Source organism: Bradyrhizobium sp. HKCCYLRH1030 (assembly GCF_051168395.1).
GTDB lineage: Bacteria > Pseudomonadota > Alphaproteobacteria > Rhizobiales > Xanthobacteraceae > Bradyrhizobium.
On record NZ_JBNPUY010000002.1, the window covers coordinates 926421 to 944796 of the forward strand.

The following is an 18376-nucleotide window of genomic DNA, read 5'->3' on the forward strand; positions in this document are numbered from 1 at the left end:
TGCAGATCATGAGGCAGGCGGCTCTCGGCGAGGCCTTGTCCGGCATTGACGCCGTCGCCCGGATCTGGCGCCGCCGCGGCGTGTTCGCCATCGTGGCCGGCGCCGTTCTCGCGCTTGCCGTGGCCGCGCTCGTGCTGCTGCCGGTGCGCTATCTCGCCACCGCTTCCGTGATCATCGCCGAGCAGGAGCCGGGTGCCAACACCTCGGCGGCGTGGGCGCAGAAGATCGGCGATCCCGCCGACATGGAAAGCCAGCTCCTGGTTATTCGCTCGCCGCGCCTGCTGCGTCAGATCATGTCGTCGCCCGGCGTGGTCGACGCCGTGGTCGGCGAATGCGAGCGCGGCCGTCTCATGGGTTCGGGCGATGCGTGCCAGCGCCTCAAGACCGATCCGGGCGCGTTCATCGATCACGTCGACAGTCGCTTCAGCGTTGCTTCGGCCGGCCGCTCGCGCGTCATCAACATCTCCTATCAGTCGAGCAGTCCCGAGGCTGCGAAGACGCTCGCCAACGCGTTGACGCAGACCTTTCTCGAGGACCAGCGCACCGAAGGCGCCAACAGCCGCGAGGTCGCGAGCTCCTGGCTCTGGAAGGAATTGAAGCAGCTCGACCAGCAACTGCGCGAGGCCGACGACAAGATCCAGAAGTTCCGCCGCACCAAGGGCCTGATGCGTGGCGCCAATGCGCCGATCTCCTCGGAGCGGCTGACCAGCATCGGCCAGCAGCTGTCGCAGGCGGAGGCCGCGCGCGCCGACGCCGCGGCGCGGCTGCAGGAGATCAAGTCGGAGCAGGAGCGCGGGCCGACCGACGCCCCGTCGGTGCTGCAGAGCCGCACCATCGCCGACCTCAAGCAGCAACTGACGACCGTGAGCGCGCAGCTCGCCAGTGCGGCCGGTGTGCTCGGGCCGAAGCACCCCTCGATCCTGGCGCTGACGCGCGAGCAGGCGATCATCCAGCAGCGGCTGATCGCCGAGATGCAGAGCATCGCGGCGAGCGCGCAGAAGACGTACGATGCCAACACCGCGCTGGTGAACTCGCTGAAGAGGCAGATGGAGACGGCGAAGGCGGAGGCCGGCTCGGCCACGCTGGACGAGGCCTCCATCGAGAGCATGGTGCGCGACACCGAGATCAAGCGGCAGCAATATGCCGAGCTCTACAAGAAGGCGAGCGAGCTCGAGACCGAACGGCGTGTCCTGCGCGGCAGCACGCGTCTCGTCAGCCTCGCTGAGCTGCCGAGCAAGCCGTTCTTCCCGAAGAAGATCCCGTTCCTCGCCGCCGGCATGACGCTCGCGTTGATCTTCGGTGTCGGCGCTGCGCTGCTCGCCGACAGGCTCGGCGCGCGCCTGATCAGCCCGCCCGTGCCCGTCACGCCGGAAGCGCCGGCCGAGCAGGTCGAGGCGCCCGCTGTCGACGAAGCTCCGGCCATCGTCCCTGAATTGGCCGAGCGTGTGACCGGACCGCAAGCGGCGACGCCACCGGCAGCGCCTGAACGAAGGTCCCATCTCCCGAGCGTCGCCGACGTTTCGATCCTGGCCTGCCTGCCGCGCCTGAAGAGCCTGCGTGAGATGTCGGCGCTCGGCGCGATCCTGCAAAGCCACCAACCGCTGGCGATCCCGCGCGTCTTGCGCCTCGCCTCCGAGGACACTGATTTTCAGCACACGCTGCATGATCTCGTCCACGAACTCGGTTTGAAGCGGTCCGCCCGATCGCAGCGCATCGTTGTGACCTCTCCCGATGCAGCAGATGGCAAGACGACCACGACCTGTGCGCTGGCAGAGCACCTCGCGGCCGCAGGCTGGCGCGTGCTGGTCGTCGAGTGCGACGTCTCGCATCCCGCCTTTGCAGAGATCATGGCGCTGCCGGCAAGCCCCGGATGGCTCGGCGCGCTGGAGCGCGGGACGCCGCTCCGGGACATGGTCCTGCCCACCGCGCATCCCTCGCTCGACGTGCTGCCGGTTGGTGAGGCGACCGGTCCGGTCGGCGACATTCTCGACGCGATCAGCCTCGACCGTCTCCTCGCTGGTCTCGATGGCTATGATGCCGTGATCGTCGACACACCATTGCCGTCGCAACGGAACGACTTCCTTGCCGGTACGGACTGGGCGATCGTCTGCGTGCGCAGTGACCGGTCGTTGATCGAGCCGGCGGTCGCGACGGTGAGCAGGAGCAGGGCACTCGGAGCCCGCGATGTCGGCATCGTCGTCACCATGACCGACGTCGAGCACCGCAGCGCGCCTGTGGTCCAGACCGCGCCCGTGGCGGCCTACGCCGGAGCCGGGTGATGTCGACCGAGCGTGTCCTGTTCGTCGATCACACCGGGCAGATCGGCGGCGCCGAGTTGATCCTGCTCGATGTCGTCCAGGGCCGCAAGGATTCGTCGGTGTTCCTGTTCGAGCCGGGCCCGCTCGGCCAGGTGCTGGCTGAGCGCGGGATGTCGGTCGTCACGTCGCGCTGGGGCCACGGCCTGGGGCAGTTCAGACGCGACAGTTCGTGGCTCGAGGCGCTGCCGCTGTTCGGCAGACTCGCGGCGATCACCGCGGAACTCGCGCATGCCGCGCGCAAGCATGACGTCCTCTATGCCAATTCGCAGAAGGCCTTTGTCCTGTCGGCCATCGCCAACATCGCGGCACGGCGGCCGTTGATCTGGCATCTGCACGACATCATCAGCCCGGCTCATTTCGGCGCGCTGCAGCGTCGCATGCAGATCTTTCTCGCCAACCGCTTCGCGGCGAAGGTCGTCGTCCCCTCCGAAGCTGCCGCAGCCGCCTTCATCGAGGCCGGAGGTCGACGCTCTCTCGTCGAGGTCGTGCCCAATGGTCTCGCCGTCGAACCCGTGCCCGTGTCGCGCGAGGAGCTGAGGCAACGGCTCGGCCTGCCGTCGGGACCGCTGGTCGGCGTGTTCAGCCGGCTCGCGCGGTGGAAGGGGCAGCACGTTCTGATCGAGGCGCTGGCCGAATTGCCGGACGTGCACGGTATCATCGTTGGCGACGCGTTGTTCGGCGAGCAGGACTACGCGGCTGAGCTGAGACGGCTGGTCGCGGAGCTTTGCCTCGGCGATCGCGTTCACTTCCTTGGGCATCGCAGCGACGTGCCGCTGCTGATGCAGGCGGTGGACGCGATGGTGCATCCGTCGATCGATCCCGAGCCGTTCGGCCGCACCCTGGTCGAAGCGATGCTCGCCGGCGTGCCGGTGATCGCCACTGACGCTGGCGCTGCGCCGGACATCCTCGAACATGGCCGGGCCGGCCTGCTCGTGCCGCCTGGTGACGCGCGTGCGCTGTCCGAGGCTCTGGACGCGGTGCTGGCTCAACCCGAGTTCCTCGCGCCCCAGCTCGACTACGCGTCGCGCCGCGCGCGCACCCATTACAGTCTTGCACGCATGCTGGACTCGATCGGGCTGCTGATCCGCAATGTCGGTGCGGGAGCGGCGGTGTGAGCACGATCGTCACACCTGCCCCGTCCTCCGAGCGGCGTATGGTCGATCTCGTCGCGGACTGCGATCCGCCGTTCGCCATTCTCGCGCCGGTGCCGTCGTGGTCGAAACTGCTCGAGGACGGACAAGTCCCTGCGCGATGGAAAGGGCCGCCGGCCGTGTCGGAGGATGCCGCATGAGCGCCTCCGGTCCTTCGCTCAAGCGCTTCAGTGCGCTGCTGATCAGCGGTGCGCTGGCGAGCAAGATGCTCGGCTTCGGCCGCGAGGTGTTGATGGCGCATGTGCTCGGCGCCTCGCTCATCGCCGACGGCTTCCGGGCCGCCATGGCGGCCGTGCTCATCCCGCTTGCGTTCCTGCAGAACGAGAGCGTGCCGGCGATCATGATCCCGATGCATCGCGAGGCGCTGCAGCGGCCGGATGCCGCGCGTAGCCTCGGTGCGCTGACGATCGTCATTGCCGTCGTCTCGAGCCTGGTGACCGCGATCATCCTGCTGCTCGGTGAGCTCTGGGTGAACGCCGTCGTCGGCGGCTTCTCGGCGGAGGGGCGCGAGCTGACCTTGCACTTCGTGCGCATGATGGCGTTCGGCATGCCGGCGTCGGCGGTGCTCAATGTGCTTGCCGCCGGCGAGATCGCGCTCGGCCGCACGCGGCTGACCAATGTCCGTGCCAGCCTGCTCAACGTCGCGGTGATCGGCGGCATCGGCCTGCTGGTGCTGACCGGCGACGCTTACATGCTCGCCTGCGCCTTCACCGTCGCCTTCAATGGCCTCGCCGCCTGGGGTCTGTTCACGCTGTGGCGCGAGGGCGCGCTGAGCGTCTCCGGCCTGACCGCCGGCATGGTGATCGACAAGGGTATCGAATTCTTCCGCCGGCTGCGCGTCCTGCTGGCGTTGCCGTTGGCCGAGCAGGGCAATGTCTGGATCGAGCGCTTCACGGCATCGCGGCTGACGACCGGCGCCGTCGCGTCGCTGGACTACGCGCGCTCGCTGACCGAGAGCGCGCTGCTGCTGATCAGCCAACCGCTCGGCATGGCGGTGCTGTCGCAGCATGCCCCACGCGATCCGCGTGCGCAGACCGAGGCGCTGCTGCGGCCGCTGCTCGCGCTGACCTTGCCGGCCTCGGCGTTCCTGCTGGTCTTCTCGACCGACATCGTCCGCCTGATCTATTTCCGCGGCGCGTTCGGCGACGAGGCCCTGCTGCTGACCTCGCATGCGCTCAAGGGCATCGCCTGCGGCGTCTGGGCCGCGACCCTCGGCTGGATCCTGATCCGTCTGCTCAATGGCGCGGGGCGCAACGGCGTCGCTGCGGTCATCATCGTCTCGGCCTATCTCGCCAACATGGGCTTCAACCTGCTGATGCCGCTGTTCGATCCGTCGCCGGCGGCCGGCATGCAGTTGCTCGGCGTTGGCGAAGCGATCCGCAGCCTCGTGCTGCTGTCGGGCGTGGTGTTCGTACTCGGCGATGCGCGAAAGCTCCTGCTCGTGATCGGCCTGGCCCTGCTGCCGACCGCATTGATGGTCGTGCTCGGCCTGATGATTCAGACCTCCGTGCCGGGCCTGCTGCCGCGCCTGTTCGCCGGCGGATTGGCGTATCTGCTCTGCCTGGCCTTCGCGATCGGCATCCTGCTGCCGGCCGTGGTCGGCACGGCGCTCCGTCATGTTCGTCGTACGTTCAAGATGAAGGGAGAGCTGAGTTGACCCTGCTGGCCCTCGCTGCTGCCAAAGCGATGATGGCATCCGGCGCCTTCGTCCTTCCCGTCGCCAAAGCGATCGATCGTGTGCTCGGCCCGCGCGGCTGCTGTTTGACGTTCCATCGCACCGCGCCGGCAGAGCAGTGGGAGCGTCTGCCCAATCGCGACTTCTACGTCGATGCCGACTTTCTCGATCGCTTCCTCGGCTATGTCCTCGACCAGGGTTGGGATGTCGTGACGATCAGCGAGGCGCTGCGCCGGACGGCAAGCGCCGAACCGTCCGGCCGCTACGTCAACTTCTCGATCGACGACTGCTACCGCGATACGTTCGATCTGCTTGTGCCGGTGTTCCGCAGGCACAAGGTGCCGGTGACGCTGTTCGTGACGACCGGCATTCCCGAAGGCACGTTGCCGCTGTGGGCCGCCGGCTTGGAGGATGCGCTGCTGCACAGGGACCATGTCAGGGTCGACGATGAGCGGATCGCGCTGTCGAGCGCCGAGCAGCGCCGCGCGGTGTTCGCGCAGATCGCCTCGCGCTGGGATGGCCCGCAGGCGGCGGATCGTTACGCCGCGTTCTGTGCCGCCAACGCCATCGACATCGAGGCGATGCATTGGAAACATGCGATCTCCTGGGAGATGTTGGAAGTGCTGGCGGCGGATCCGCTCATCGAGATCGGAGCCCACACCGTCTCGCATGCGCGCATCTCGTCGCTGTCTTCCGAAGACGCCCTTTGCGAGCTGGCCGGCGCGCGGCTGCGATTGAACGAGCGGCTCGGCATCGACGTCCGGCACTTCGCATTTCCTTACGGGCGCGCCGCCGATTGCGGACCGCGGGACTTTGCGCTGGCGCGGCAGGCCGGATTCGCCAGTGCCGCGACCACGCGCAAGGGCCTTGTCAAAGCAGGGCAGGATGCGTTCTCGATTCCGCGCAACACCATGAATGGCGCGCATCGTACGCTTGCGGCGATGGAGCTGCATCTCACGGGCTTCAGCGGGACTGCAGCGAAGGTGATGGGCCGTGTCTAGCAGGGGGCGCTTGCGAATCGTCTCGATTGCGCATCCGGCCACCAGCAGCGAGGCCGGCCGGCTGCGCTACCGCCATCTCGCGTCCCGGCCCGACGTCGATCTGCATCTCGTGACGCCCGAGGTGTGGAAGGAATTCGGCCGCACCATCACCGCGGCTCACTCCAACGAAGCCTTTCCCATCCATCGGCTCCCGATCCGACTCCCGGACGCGGGTCCGATGAAATGGTACCTGCACTTCTATCCGGCGCTGCGCCGCCTGCTGCGCGAGCTCGATCCCGACGTGATTCACCTTTGGGAAGAGCCCTGGAGCATCGTCGCGCTGCAGGCGCAGATGCTGCGCGGCCGTGCGGCGCTCGTGCTCGAGGTCGACCAGAACATCCTGAAACGGCTGCCGCCACCATTCGAGGCGATCCGCAAATTCGTCCTCGGCCGCACCGCCCACATCCTGTCGCGCAGTCCCGATGCGACTGAGGTCGTGAGGGCGTGCGGCTACACGGGTCCGGTGACGCCGATCGGCTATGGTGTCGATCTCGCGACCTTCATGCCGGCGGGTGATCGATCGAATGCGACGGCCGGCTCGCCGCTGCGGCTCGGCTATGTCGGCCGGCTGGTGGTCGAGAAGGGCCTCGACGATGCGCTCGAAGCGCTCGCGCGCAGCAAGTCGGCGGCGACGCTGAGCATCATGGGCGAAGGTCCGCACGAGCCGCATCTGCGCCGGCGCGTGGCCGAACTTGGTTTGGGCGGGCGCGTCACCATCCAGGGCTGGGCTTCACCCGCTGCGGTCGCGGCTTTTCTGCGCGGCCTGGACGCATTGCTACTGCTGACGCGAACCACGGACGCGGTGCGCGAGCAGTTCGGCCGCGTGATCATCGAGGCCCAGGCCTGCGCCATCCCGGTGATCGGATCGACCTGCGGAGCGATTCCGGATGTCGTCGGCGACGGCGGCTGGATCGTGCCGGAGCAGGATCCCGGCAGCCTGTGTCGGCTCATCGATGAGCTCAGCGGTCGGCGGGCGGAGCTCGCCGTTCGCAGTGAGGCGGCCCGCGCGAACGTGCTCCGGCGCTTCACCTATGATGCGGTCGCAGCGGCGATTGAAACGGCATGCCGTGCGGCGCATCAGTCGAGAACCGCATCCGGCCTCGCCCGCCCACAGCGGCTGCAGACGAATTAGCTAGGCCTTCACCGGCAGCGCCATCGCTGCGCGGCCGGACTGGCGCTTGGCGGCATCGATCTGCTTGAGCAGTTCGATGTATTGCAGCCCGATCTGGTCCCAGCCATAGATCTGCGCGGTGGCCTGGGCGCCGTCCTGCAGCCGGCGCATCAGTGCGGGGTCGGCGAAGACGGCCGCGAGCTTGGCCGCGATGTCGTCGGCGTCTGCTGAAATGCGGAAGCCGTTGACGCCGTCGCGCAGATAGTCCTCGATGCCGCCGACCGGCGTTGCGAACACCGGCACCCCGCAGGCCATGGCCTCCATGCAGACCAGCGAGAAGGTCTCGTAGCTCGTGGGGAGCACGAAGGCATCGGCCGCCGAGTACAGCGCCGGCAGGTCCGAGCGTGGGCCGGCGAAGATCAGTCGTTGCTGGGCGTTGCGCGTCAGTCTGCGGTAGGGCGCGGGATTGTCCGAGCCGACGACCAGCAGCCAGACGTTGTTGCCGAGCCGATCGAGCGCGCAGATCGCATGCGCCAGTCCCTTGCGGTTGAATTCGTGGCCGACGAACAGCAGCAGGCGCGCGTTCTCCGGGATGCCGAACTCACGCCGGATCGCCTGGCCGCCGACGGCGTCGCGCTTGAAGCGCGCGAGATCAATGCCGTTGGAGATGACGTGGATGCGGGCGGCCGGCACGCGGAAGAAGCGCTGCAGCTCCGCGGTGACGCGGGAGGACACCGCCACGAACGCCCGATACCGCAGGCCTCCGATCATGAACCGGTCGCGCAGCGCGACCCACAGATGCATAGGGTTGAGCATCCAGCGCCAGCTGCCGGCGGCGCGTTTCTCGGCGAGGCTCTGCGCATTGACGGCATGCACGATCAGCACGTCACCCTTGAGGCTGTCGCCGTGGCTGATGACGACGGCGTCGGGGTGACGCGCCAGCGCCCGTGTCGCGGCCAGCGTGAACAGCGGCACGACAATGGCGCGGCCGATGTGCCGGAACAGTCCGCGAGTCGGAATCCGCGCCAGCCATGGCGCAACGCGCTCGACTCTGATCGTGTGTTCGAGATTGTCCGCGACGGTGCTCGCGAGCACGATGTTCGATAAACCATTCCGGCCGAAAACGCGCGCCAGCTCGATAGCGACTGTTTCCACGCCGCCGGCATTGCTTATCTCTTGAACGACCTGGACGATCTCAAACGTCATAGCGGAAATCTAAGGGATCAGACATTGCGACTTCGTTCCAATCTGCTGGTCATTAGCACAGCCCTGTTAACGTTTGTCACGTCGCCATGGCCGAGCGCTGTCCACGCCATCGAAACGAACGCCTCGGCGCTGCGGATCGACGAGCGCATCGGCGGCGGCAATTTGGTCACGCATCTGGCCGGCAAGAGCGCGCAGATCTATCAGGCACTGCACGGTGTCGGTGCCAGGATGGGCCGAATGGATTCCTACGGCTGGCGGACGTTGGCGCGGGTACCGACGCCGCACGATTTCGATGCCGCGATGCTGGAGGCGCACAAGAACGGTATCATGCCGCTGATCCTGCTGGAGTATGAAGGCAGCTATCAGAGCCTGACTCCGCCGCAGCCGATCGGGTCCTATCAGGACTGGTTCGCGGCTGGGCAGGCGATGGCGAGACGTTTCCGCCCCGGCGGCGAATGGGGCCGCGAAAACGGTATTCCCGATTGGGGTGCTACCGTCTTCACCGCCATCAACGAGCCCGATGTGCAGGCCACGATCCCGCGCCAGGACTATCACGACGCGCTGGCCGGGCTTGCCGACGGTGTTCACAGCGTCGCCCCCAAGCTGCGGGTCGTTCCCGGCGGCTTTGCCACCTGCAACTCGCATGGCGATGCGACGTTGCGCGGCTACGGTCCGGCGATCGCCGATCTGCTCGAGGACGGCCGTCTCGACGGCATCGACCTGCATACCTACTACAATGATAAATGGTATCCGATGACCCGCGGCCGCGAGTTCTCGGTGCAGACCTGCTTCGACCGTATCAAGCAGGCGATGGGGCTGAGCCGCGACATCAACTTCTACGCAACCGAGTTCAACGTCGCTCGCGCCGGCGCGTGGGACAGCGATACGGACGCGGCCAGATTGTTTCTCAATGCGATCTGGGACCAGCTTGCGGTGGTTGGCAAGGATGGCAGCATGCCGGTGTCCATGCTGGCGTTTCCTTGGAATCTCGGCGACACACCCGATGTCGACGGCCTGGCCTATGCGATGGCGACGGGCAAGGATCCCTGGACCCCGGAGGCGCGCAGCCTCGTGGTGAAGACGGTGCTGCAGCTCGCCGGTCACATGAGGATCGTGTCCATCGACCGGCGGCTGGCGCTGTACACGCTGCGCGGATCGGATGCCGATTTGATCGTGTGGCAGAACATTGCCGGCTGGACCGAGCGGCCGGGCCGCGCGGTCGAGCTCGAGCTGCCCGCAGGGACGCGCAGCCTCGAGGTCTGGGGCTGGGATGGGCTGCGGCGCCGGATCGAGGCAAAGCCCGGACGTTTCTTCGTCGACGGCCTCAATGCCGATGAAACCTACATGTTTCGCGTGCCGCGGCCGTGAGCGGCGGCTCGGATCGCGAAGATCATGTCGGCGCTGATCGAAGCCTGTCGGGTGTGGCTCGCATGTTCCATTAACTGAAAAGTAAGGCCAGCACGACGTGGTTCACTGCCGCCAAAGCTTTTTACGATAATTGCCGTCATGACGATCCCGCCGCGCCATGGGTGGCGCGCCGGATCTCTCTCGGGTGATGCTGGAATGCAGCCAATCAAAAAGGCTGAGATTGCAAATGACAGGCCGGCTCCCGCGCAGGCCGTGACCGGCGTTCGCATCCGAGAGATCGGCGCGGCGGATCTGCCGGCGGTCGCCGCACTGCTGACGCGCGGATTCGCCTTTCGCAGCGAGGCCTATTGGTTGCGCGGACTCGAACGCCACGCGGCGCGCCCGCGGCCGGCCGGCTATCCGGCATTCGGCTATTGTCTCGACCAAGCCGGGGTGCCTGTCGGCGTGATCCTGCTGCTGTTCTCCGAGCTCCACATCGGCGGTGAGCCGATCGTCAGGGCCAATGTCTCGAGCTGGTATGTCGAGCCGGCGTTCCGTGCCTTCAGCTCGATGCTGGTGCGCGCGGCGACGCGCGACAAGACGGTGACCTATTTCAACATCACGCCGGCCCCGCACACTTGGCCACAGGTCGAGGCTCAGGGCTTTTCGGTCTACTGCAAGGGACAGGTCTACGCCGCGCTGGCCCTGTCGCGACCGCGCTCGGATGTCCGTATCGAAGAATTCTCCGAGGACGATGTGCACGGGCTCTCTCCCGATGAGGCGGATCTGTTGCGGCAGCATGCGCAATGGGGGTGTCTCAGTCTCGTCGCGCGCGAGGCCGATGCGGCGTATCCGTTCGTGTTTCAGAAGCACCGGGTGATGAATGCGCTGCCGGTGTATCGCCTGCTGTATTGCCGGGATGTCGCTGACCTCGTGCGGCTGGCCGGCAACATCGGCTGGCTGCTGCTGCGGCGCGGCGGCCTGCTGGTGCGGCTCGATGCCAATGGGCCCATCGCAGGGCTGGCCGGCTGGTACTCGGACAAGCGCGGACGCAAATATGCCAAAGGTCCGCATCCGCCGCATCTCGGCGATCTCGCCTTCACCGAAGCCGCGCTGTTCGACGGCTGAGAGGTGGCAATCGATTGGGTTGCATGGTCCCGCTGCGGCGGCCGGGATACTCGCTCGCGTGGTCTATGGGACCGGTGTGACGGCACGCACAGTCTGGGCTTCCGGCATGCGCCATCCTCCTGGCAACGGAGGAGGTCATCCATGTCTTACGTTTTCGAACTCGCGCTGGCGGCGATGCTGCTGTTCTTCCTGTTCCTGCCGATCACCGATCGCAGGACGGTCATGATGAAGCTCTGCATGATCATGGTCGTCGCCATCCTGTTCACGGTTACGCTGGCCGTCCCGCATGGCGGCGCACCATCCGCCCACGCCCTGGTGCTGACGGCAAACTGATGTGGCGCGGGTGAGCTCCGGCCTTGCCGCTCGAGCATGATGTTTGGACGGGGCGATCCAGACGGCGCGGCTCGCAGATCGAACGGCCGCCGGTTGGCAGTCCGCCCCTCATCGTGTAGCACCGGCTGAACCTTACGCCACGCTCAGGGGATCCGGATGCCTGCTCTTGCCCATGCGCTGCTCGCCGCCCTGAAGGACCATGGCGCCCGCGAGATCTTCGGCATTCCCGGCGACTTCGTGCTGCCGCTGTTCAAGGTCATCGAGGAGAGCAACATCCTGCCGAGCGTCACGCTGAGCCATGAGCCGGCGGTCGGCTTCGCCGCGGATGCGGCCGCGCGCTATCATGGCGGCCTCGGCGTCGCCGTCGTCACCTACGGCGCCGGCGCCTTCAACGTCGTGAACGCGGTCGCCGGCGCCTATGCCGAACGCTCGCCCGTCGTGGTGATCGCGGGCGCGCCCGGCGCGCGTGAGCGCGTCTCCGGCTTTCTGCTGCACCACCAGGCCCGCACCGTCGACACGCAGCTCGCGGTGTTCAAGGAGATCACCTGCGATCAGGCGGTGCTGAGCGATCCGGCCACCGCCCCGGCCCAGATTGCGCGCGTGCTGCGCAGCGCGAAGGAGATGTCGCTGCCGGTGTATCTCGAATTTCCGCGCGACATGGTCGATGCCGAGGTCGAGCCGGTGGTGCCGCTGCCGCCGCGGCGGGCCAGCCGCGAGGCGCTCGACGAATGCGTCGAGGAGATCCTCGCCCGCATCGCGCAGGCAGAGCGTCCCGTGATCGTCGTCGACGTCGAAATCCGCCGCTACGGTGTCGAGGACAGGATCGCCGCGCTGGCGCGCAAGCTGGGTCTCCCGCTGGTGACGACCTTCATGGGCCGCGGCCTGCTCGACAGGGCCGACGATGTCGTCGCCGGCACCTATCTCGGCGCCGCGGGCAATCCGGCGATCACGGAGCTGGTCGAGAATGCCGATCTCGTGCTGATGCTGGGCGTCATCCTGTCGGATACCAATTTCGCGTTGTCGAACCGGGCGCCAGACCCGCGCCGCATGATCCTGGCCGCCAGCCGTGAGGTGCAGATCGGTCATCACGCCTATCGCGACATGCCGCTCGGCGATCTGATCGATGCGCTCGACGAGCGCGCGGCACCCCGGGCCGCAGCTCCCGGCCTGCCGCGGCAGCGCTCGGCCTATCCGCGCGGCCTCGCTGCCGATGGCGCGCCGATTGCGCCTTCGGACATCGCGACCGCGGTCAACGACATGTTCGACCGCCACGGCCGGATGCCGATGACCTCCGATATCGGCGATTGCCTGTTCACCGCGATGGAGATCGACAATACCGCGCTGGCCGCGCCGGGCTACTACGCGGGGATGGGCTTCGGCGTGCCGGCGGGCATCGGCGTGGCCGCGACCGGACTTCGTCCGCTGATCCTGGTCGGCGACGGCGCGTTCCAGATGACCGGATGGGAGCTCGGCAACTGCCGCCGCTACGGGCTCGATCCGATCGTCGTGCTGTTCAACAATTGCAGCTGGGAGATGCTGCGTGTGTTCCAGCCGGAATCGCGGTTCAACGATCTCGACGACTGGCACTATGCCGACATCGCCAATTCCATCGGCGGCACCGGCGAGCGCGTCGCCACCCGCAGCGAGCTCGTCGCCGCGCTGGAGCGCGCAGTGCATCGGCGCGGACGCTTCTCGCTGATCGAAGTGATGCTGCCGCGCGGCAAGACCTCGGACACGCTGGCGCGCTTCGTGGCGGGCTTCAAGTCGGCGCGCGAACGCATGGCCCAGGGATAGGATGGCCGGAAGGCCGTCTCGACGCGCCGCCGTCAACCGGTTGCAGACCGCAGCACCGTCTTGATCGCGTCGCGGCCCTTCCAGGCGAAATAGGTGAGGCGGCCGCCGAACGAGCGATGGCTGCGCAGCCTGTTCGAGCCGAGCACGTGTCCGACCTCTTCGGGGAAGCGCTTGACCTCGGCCTGCACCATTCTGTCGGTATTGGCCATGATGGTGCTCAGGCGCGTACCCCAGTCCGAGTCCTCGATGCGATCGATGCGGACCTGGATCGCATATTCGATGTCATAGATGCTGGTCAGGATTTCCTTGGCGGTCACGACGCGGTTGTTCTTCAACGCGATCCGGAGCGCGAGCCGCTTGTCCTCCAACTGGTCGAGCACCATCGGCACGGTCATCGCGTAGGGTGCCGCGATGACGTCGGCAATGTTCTTCGAGCGCGCCGCCTTCGTCGCCAGCCGCATCACCTGCCACGGCTCCTTCAGACGCTTGGCGACGAGCGTCAACGCAAAGGGCACGGCTTCCGGCTGCCTCTTGCGCAGGGCATCGAGCAGCAGCACCATCTTCTTCACCTGCGGATCGTCGAACTCCGCGATCCGGTCCGGCAGCGAATCGGCGAACTTCGCGAGTTCCTCGCGGGCGCGCAGCGCCTTCATCAGCTTGACGACATCGTCGAACACCGACGGCGAGGCCGTATAGGCCTTCAGCTTGCTGCGGACCTGCTCGATGCCCTCGGCGCGCGCCAACGTGCCTTCCAGCGACTTCGTCACCTTGGTCTGGAACGCGCTCGCCGTCTGGCGGATCTCGCGCTGCTTGTCCGCCGCGATCAGGTCCTTCATCTGTGCATTATAGTCGCGCGCCATGGTCGGCAGCAGATCGCGCGAGATCCATTCCCAGATCGGCGTGAGGGAGCCGCGGGCAATGCGGCCCTCATTGGCATGCTCCGGCGAACCGTCGATGAGAAGCTGCTCGACCGGCATGAAGAAGTAGCGCGAAGGATTGATGGTGCGGTGGCCGCCGGCGCCATTGTTGTTGCGGATCTCGGCGCGCAGCCGGGCCTGGAGGTCGGCGGATCCCGGCATGTCGACGCCGCTCAGCTCCAGCCGTTCGAGCTCGCTGAGCAGACAGCTTCGTGTCAGCGGTGACAACCGCTGCAGGAATTCCCAGATCCGGTCGACCGGTCCCATTGGCGTCAGGCTGTCAGCTATATCTCAAGGTCGCTCGTCTCCACGGACGGGCACGGAACGCATGGAAGCACGAAACAGTTGGTGCGAAATTAATGTCAGTAAACAATCGTAGTAATGCGCGGCATCGTGGACAGCCGCCGCCGCACGCGCCGCGGACGTCTCCTTGAAGGGTGGCATCACGCCCCGGCTTAACCATTGCAGCTTGCAACTTTTTGGGGAAATGATCGACGGTTGCGCGAGTTGCCGGAACAATCCCGTATTGCTACGGACGACATAATTAACCATGTTAAAGCCGCCCTCGCGTCAGAATGAGGCATGGCACAGCTGAACAACAGCCTTTCCGACGCTCACGCCGCACCTGCTCCGGGCGGCCAAGGGGTTAACGACCCGGATCTCCTGGCGACCCGTTCCGGCATGTCTGCGCCGCTCGCGATGGGACGTCACGACGACCAGGGCAGGCTCGCTTTGGCGCGTCAGCTGAACGGTTCGCTCACCGCCCTGATGCTCTACATGGAGGAAATCAAGCAGCGCAGCGACGAGATTGCCAGGACGCCCGGCGAGCGCCGGCATGTCCAGCTCGTCGTCGACAACGCGTTGCTGCAGACCGAGCGGATCTGCGCCCTGGTCAACCAGATGTCCGGCGCGCACGGGCAGTTCGGACCGCTGTCACGGGCGGCGCCGGCTCTCGAGGAGGGCGCGGTGCCCGGGCGGCCACCCGGCCGGGCCAGCAAGTCGCTGACCCCGCGCGAATACGAGGTCCTCAAGCTGATCAGTGAGGGGCACTCGAACAAGGAGGGCGCCTTGCGCATGGGCATCAGCCCCCGCACCTTCGAGAGCCATCGCGCCGAAGCCATGCGCAAGGTTGGCGCGCGCAATACCGCCGAACTCGTCCGCGCAGCACTCCTCAATCAGATCGGATGACGGCGAACGAGCGCGAATGCCGCGCTCGTGCCTTCGAGGTGGGCCCTGCGATGCAGACAACGACAATCGGCGTCCGACCGGCTCGGTCGAACGCGCTGATTGCGGACGCGGATGTCCGTGCTGTCAGAAATAATCCTCGGCGAAGGGACGAACCCGGGAGGTCGGGCGCAGCGGCGCTTGCGCCTTGGGCGGCGTCGGCACGATCGTAATGGTCCAGCGCGGCGGTACGCTCGCTTCCTTTTCCATGACTGAACGGACGTGGCCGGTGATCGTCGATCCGCCGGATTTCACGGTCGCGGTCCGGCCGTTGAACTGCGCAATTCGGAAACGCCTGACTTCCTTCTGGTCGGCGGTTTCAAAAGTAAACATGGGACACATCTCCTATGTGACCCCGAGTCTCGCAGCTCATGATTAGTTGATTGTGAAAATCGTGAGCCGTAGAAGTACGGCGTCAACCCATTGTAAGGGATTATGAAGGTCAGGTTCGGCGAATCCGCGTTCGTGAACGTCTCGTTTGCCATCTCGATCGTCGGAGCCCGTCCTCGTCGCCGCGGTGCACCGTGCGGGGACGTCGCGCGGATCGGCATGCGCCAGGGAGGCCTGCGGCCTCCCCGCGTCAATATTGCAGCTCCTGGGCGCGGGCGGCGGCGTAGGCGGCCTCGATGTTGTCGAGCAGCTCGGCATACTCCTTGGCGGACAGGCGTGGTGCGCTCTTCTCCAGCGCCAGCGCGTAGGTTGCAAGCCGGCGGTACCCGAAGGTTCCGGCTGCGCTCTTCAGCGAATGCGCCTCGCGGCCGATCTTGATGCGCTCGCCGTCGAGCGTCAGCTGGCGGAGCTGCTTCAGCCGCGCATCCGTCTCGCTGAAGAACACGTCGCGGATCTCCTGCGCCGCCTCGTCTCCGATCTCGCCGACCAGCTCGGCGTAGGCTTCGCGGTCCAGCGCAGCTTCGGGAGCAATTTCGGTGTCGGCGCCAATGTCGGGGGCCGCGGCATCCGCCTGAGCCGGCACCAGCGGGGCGTCTGACGCCGCGGTGTCCAGCACCGGAACGGGCAGGGGCAGCACGCGCAGGATGGCCTCCACGAGCGCCTTCTTGCGGGCGGGCTTGACGACGAAATCGTTCATCCCGGCTTCCCGGCAGGCTCGGATATCCTCCATGAAGGCGTTCGCCGTGAAGGCGATGATCGGCACGTTGGAGCGGCGCTCGCCTCGCGCGCGAATGGTCCGGGTCGCCTGGAAGCCGTCCATCTCCGGCATGCGGACGTCCATCAGGATGAGGTCGTAGTTGAAGCGGCTGGCGGCGGTGACGGCCTCGGCGCCGTCGCAGGCCGTGTCGGTCTGGATGTCGAAATCCTTGAGCATCTTGGTCGCGACCAGGCGGTTGGTCGGATTGTCGTCCACCACGAGGACGCGCAGCGGCCGGCCGAACGCTGCGATCCGGTTCTGCAGCGAGGTGTAGATGCCGTCGTCGTTCTGCTCTGGCACCGCGATGGTCTCGGCAATCGGCAGCGTCAGGCGGAACGAGAAGGTGGATCCGCTGCCCAGCGTCGAGGTGACCCTGATGTCACCCCCCATCTGCTCGATCAGTCGCTTGCAGATCGCGAGTCCGAGTCCGGAGCCCCCGAACCGGCGGCTGATCGAATTGTCGGCCTGGACGAAGTTCGCGAACAGCGAGCCGATCTTGTCGGCGGCAATGCCGATGCCGGTGTCGGTCACCGTCCATTCCACGGTCGCCTTCTCGTCATCCTTCTCGATGCAGCGCGTCGTGACGACCACTTCGCCGGACGAGGTGAATTTGACCGCGTTGGACACCAGGTTGAGCAGGATCTGGCGAATGCGGCCGGCGTCGCCGACCAGCGCCGGCGGCACGGCCGGGTCGCCGACGCTCCTCAGCTTCAGGTCCTTGGCGGAAGCCCGCGGCCCGATGATGCTGAGCGTGTTGTGGACCAGGGCCTCGGCGGGGAACGCGATGTCCTCGAGCGAGAGCTGGCCGGATTCGAGCTTGGAGAAGTCGAGAATGTCGTTGAGGATCTCGAGCAGATTGTCGCCGGCATTGTGGATCGCCACCACCGAACGGCGCTGCTCGGGATCGAGATTGGTTTCCAGCAGCGTCGTGGCGAGGCCGAGCACCGCGTTCATCGGCGTGCGGATCTCGTGGCTCATCATCGCGACGAAGGTGGACTTCGCCGCATTCGCGGCCTCGGCGGCCTCGATCAGGTGCTCGTGGCGTTCCCACCAGCGGGAGATCAGGACCGCGGCCGCGAGCACGGCCATCGCGCTCACCAGCGACACGATGACCAGAAGCGTCGCCATGTCGCGCCAGGCCTTCAGGACGTCGTGCTCGAATACCGACACCACGATCATCGCGGGATAATTGGGCAGCATCTTTGCCGCCCGCAGGCGCATCTCGCCGGTTCGTGTGGAGGGCTCGCGCAGCACGCCGCCGGCCGACAGCGCGCGCTGACCGAAGCCGGAGGTCGGCCTGCCGATCTCGCTCGTGGGCGGAAAATGCGCGAGCAGCGTCCCGTCCTCGCGGATCAGCGACACCGCCGCATCGAGACCCTGCGCGGTGGAGCCGAAGAAGTTCTCCAGATAGGGCACCGACATGGCGCCGAGCATCATGCCCATGAACTCGCCATTGGAATCGTCGAGCCGGCGGGCAAAATAGATGTTCCAGGTGCCGTCGCCGCGATTCTGAACCGGCGTGCTGAGGAACGTGTGCGGTGCAGGGTCGGCCTTCAGCGCCTTGAAGTAGTCGCGGTCGGCGATGTTGACGTCCGGGATCGGCCAGTAGCGCGAGAAGTTCAGGAGCCTGCCTTGCGCGTCGATCAGCGTCACCGCATCGATCTGCGGCAGTCCCGCGATCTTTTCCTTGAGCAGGAGGTGGGTCTGATGGTCTGACGCGACCTTGCGATACGCCGCAGCGTCGATGGCGCCGCCGCGCACCAGGTAGTCGCGCACGCTCGTGAGCACGAGGTCGACGGACTTCACCGAACGGTCGGCGTTCTCGGCAAGCGTGAGGCTATGGCGGCTGAGATCTTCCTCGGCGTGCTGAAGCGCGTTCTCGCGCAGATTGGTGAGGAAGAAGAGGTTGCTGCCGGCAATGACGCAGACGAGGATCAGCGCGATCGCTGCAGGCGCTCCCAGAAAGCGCTTCTTTTTGCTCATCG

At 66.5% G+C, this 18376-nt stretch carries 15 protein-coding genes; 11 read left to right on the plus strand and 4 right to left on the minus strand.

Annotated elements, in window-relative coordinates; translation table 11 throughout:
• Positions 1–8 precede the first annotated feature (8 nt).
• From ACQR1E_RS09645 to ACQR1E_RS09670, 6 genes are read left to right on the plus strand one after another with little or no spacing between them, the layout of a single operon-like run.
• Positions 9–2279 (plus strand): exopolysaccharide transport family protein, encoded by a 2271-nt coding sequence (locus ACQR1E_RS09645; RefSeq protein ID WP_434896948.1) that lies wholly within the window; start codon positions 9–11, stop codon positions 2277–2279.
• Positions 2276–3433 (plus strand): glycosyltransferase family 4 protein, encoded by a 1158-nt coding sequence (locus ACQR1E_RS09650; protein WP_434845008.1) that lies wholly within the window; start codon positions 2276–2278, stop codon positions 3431–3433. The genes ACQR1E_RS09645 and ACQR1E_RS09650 overlap by 4 nt, the downstream gene beginning before the upstream one ends.
• Positions 3430–3609 (plus strand): hypothetical protein, encoded by a 180-nt coding sequence (locus ACQR1E_RS09655; RefSeq protein ID WP_315750695.1) that lies wholly within the window; start codon positions 3430–3432, stop codon positions 3607–3609. Before ACQR1E_RS09650 ends, ACQR1E_RS09655 begins: the two co-directional genes overlap by 4 nt.
• A complete protein-coding gene (locus ACQR1E_RS09660) occupies positions 3606–5126 on the plus strand; it encodes a lipid II flippase MurJ (protein WP_434896949.1) in 1521 nt (506 codons plus the stop codon). The genes ACQR1E_RS09655 and ACQR1E_RS09660 overlap by 4 nt, the downstream gene beginning before the upstream one ends.
• Complete coding sequence (locus ACQR1E_RS09665; protein ID WP_315750699.1) at positions 5123–6145, plus strand: polysaccharide deacetylase family protein; 1023 nt, start codon at positions 5123–5125, stop codon at positions 6143–6145. Before ACQR1E_RS09660 ends, ACQR1E_RS09665 begins: the two co-directional genes overlap by 4 nt.
• Positions 6138–7316 (plus strand): glycosyltransferase, encoded by a 1179-nt coding sequence (locus ACQR1E_RS09670; RefSeq protein WP_315750701.1) that lies wholly within the window; start codon positions 6138–6140, stop codon positions 7314–7316. Before ACQR1E_RS09665 ends, ACQR1E_RS09670 begins: the two co-directional genes overlap by 8 nt.
• Here ACQR1E_RS09670 and ACQR1E_RS09675 read toward each other — a convergent pair whose 3' ends face one another.
• The gene (locus ACQR1E_RS09675; protein WP_316167736.1) at positions 7317–8501 is read right to left on the minus strand and encodes a glycosyltransferase family 4 protein; all 1185 of its coding nucleotides are present in this window, start codon (positions 8499–8501) and stop codon (positions 7317–7319) included.
• Positions 8502–8609: 108 nt separating this feature from the next.
• Between ACQR1E_RS09675 and ACQR1E_RS09680 the strand changes: the two genes are divergently transcribed.
• From ACQR1E_RS09680 to ipdC, 4 genes are all read left to right on the plus strand, one after another.
• The gene (locus ACQR1E_RS09680; RefSeq protein ID WP_316167814.1) at positions 8610–9869 is read left to right on the plus strand and encodes a hypothetical protein; all 1260 of its coding nucleotides are present in this window, start codon (positions 8610–8612) and stop codon (positions 9867–9869) included.
• 195 nt (positions 9870–10064) lie between these two features.
• A complete protein-coding gene (locus tag ACQR1E_RS09685) occupies positions 10065–10976 on the plus strand; it encodes an acyl-CoA acyltransferase (protein WP_316167734.1) in 912 nt (303 codons plus the stop codon).
• A 141-nt stretch (positions 10977–11117) separates the two neighbouring features.
• Positions 11118–11309: a hypothetical protein gene (locus ACQR1E_RS09690; RefSeq protein ID WP_315715989.1), complete on the plus strand. Its 192-nt coding sequence runs from the start codon at positions 11118–11120 to the stop codon at positions 11307–11309.
• Positions 11310–11465: 156 nt separating this feature from the next.
• Positions 11466–13103, plus strand: a complete 1638-nt coding sequence (gene ipdC / locus ACQR1E_RS09695; RefSeq protein ID WP_315715990.1) for an indolepyruvate/phenylpyruvate decarboxylase — start codon at positions 11466–11468, stop codon at positions 13101–13103.
• Between the two features lie 32 nt (positions 13104–13135).
• Here ipdC and ACQR1E_RS09700 read toward each other — a convergent pair whose 3' ends face one another.
• Positions 13136–14287: a hypothetical protein gene (locus ACQR1E_RS09700; protein ID WP_315750707.1), complete on the minus strand. Its 1152-nt coding sequence runs from the start codon at positions 14285–14287 to the stop codon at positions 13136–13138.
• A 315-nt stretch (positions 14288–14602) separates the two neighbouring features.
• Between ACQR1E_RS09700 and ACQR1E_RS09705 the strand changes: the two genes are divergently transcribed.
• Complete coding sequence (locus ACQR1E_RS09705) at positions 14603–15208, plus strand: helix-turn-helix transcriptional regulator (RefSeq protein WP_315825808.1); 606 nt, start codon at positions 14603–14605, stop codon at positions 15206–15208.
• Positions 15209–15331: 123 nt separating this feature from the next.
• Here the strand turns inward: ACQR1E_RS09705 and ACQR1E_RS09710 are convergent, their stop codons facing one another.
• Together ACQR1E_RS09710 and ACQR1E_RS09715 are read right to left on the minus strand one after the other, a co-directional pair.
• Entirely contained in the window at positions 15332–15577 is a 246-nt protein-coding gene (locus ACQR1E_RS09710; protein ID WP_006614403.1) for a hypothetical protein, read from the minus strand.
• Positions 15578–15824: 247 nt separating this feature from the next.
• The gene (locus ACQR1E_RS09715; RefSeq protein WP_434896950.1) at positions 15825–18374 is read right to left on the minus strand and encodes an ATP-binding protein; all 2550 of its coding nucleotides are present in this window, start codon (positions 18372–18374) and stop codon (positions 15825–15827) included.
• Between the last annotated feature and the right edge of the window lie 2 nt (positions 18375–18376).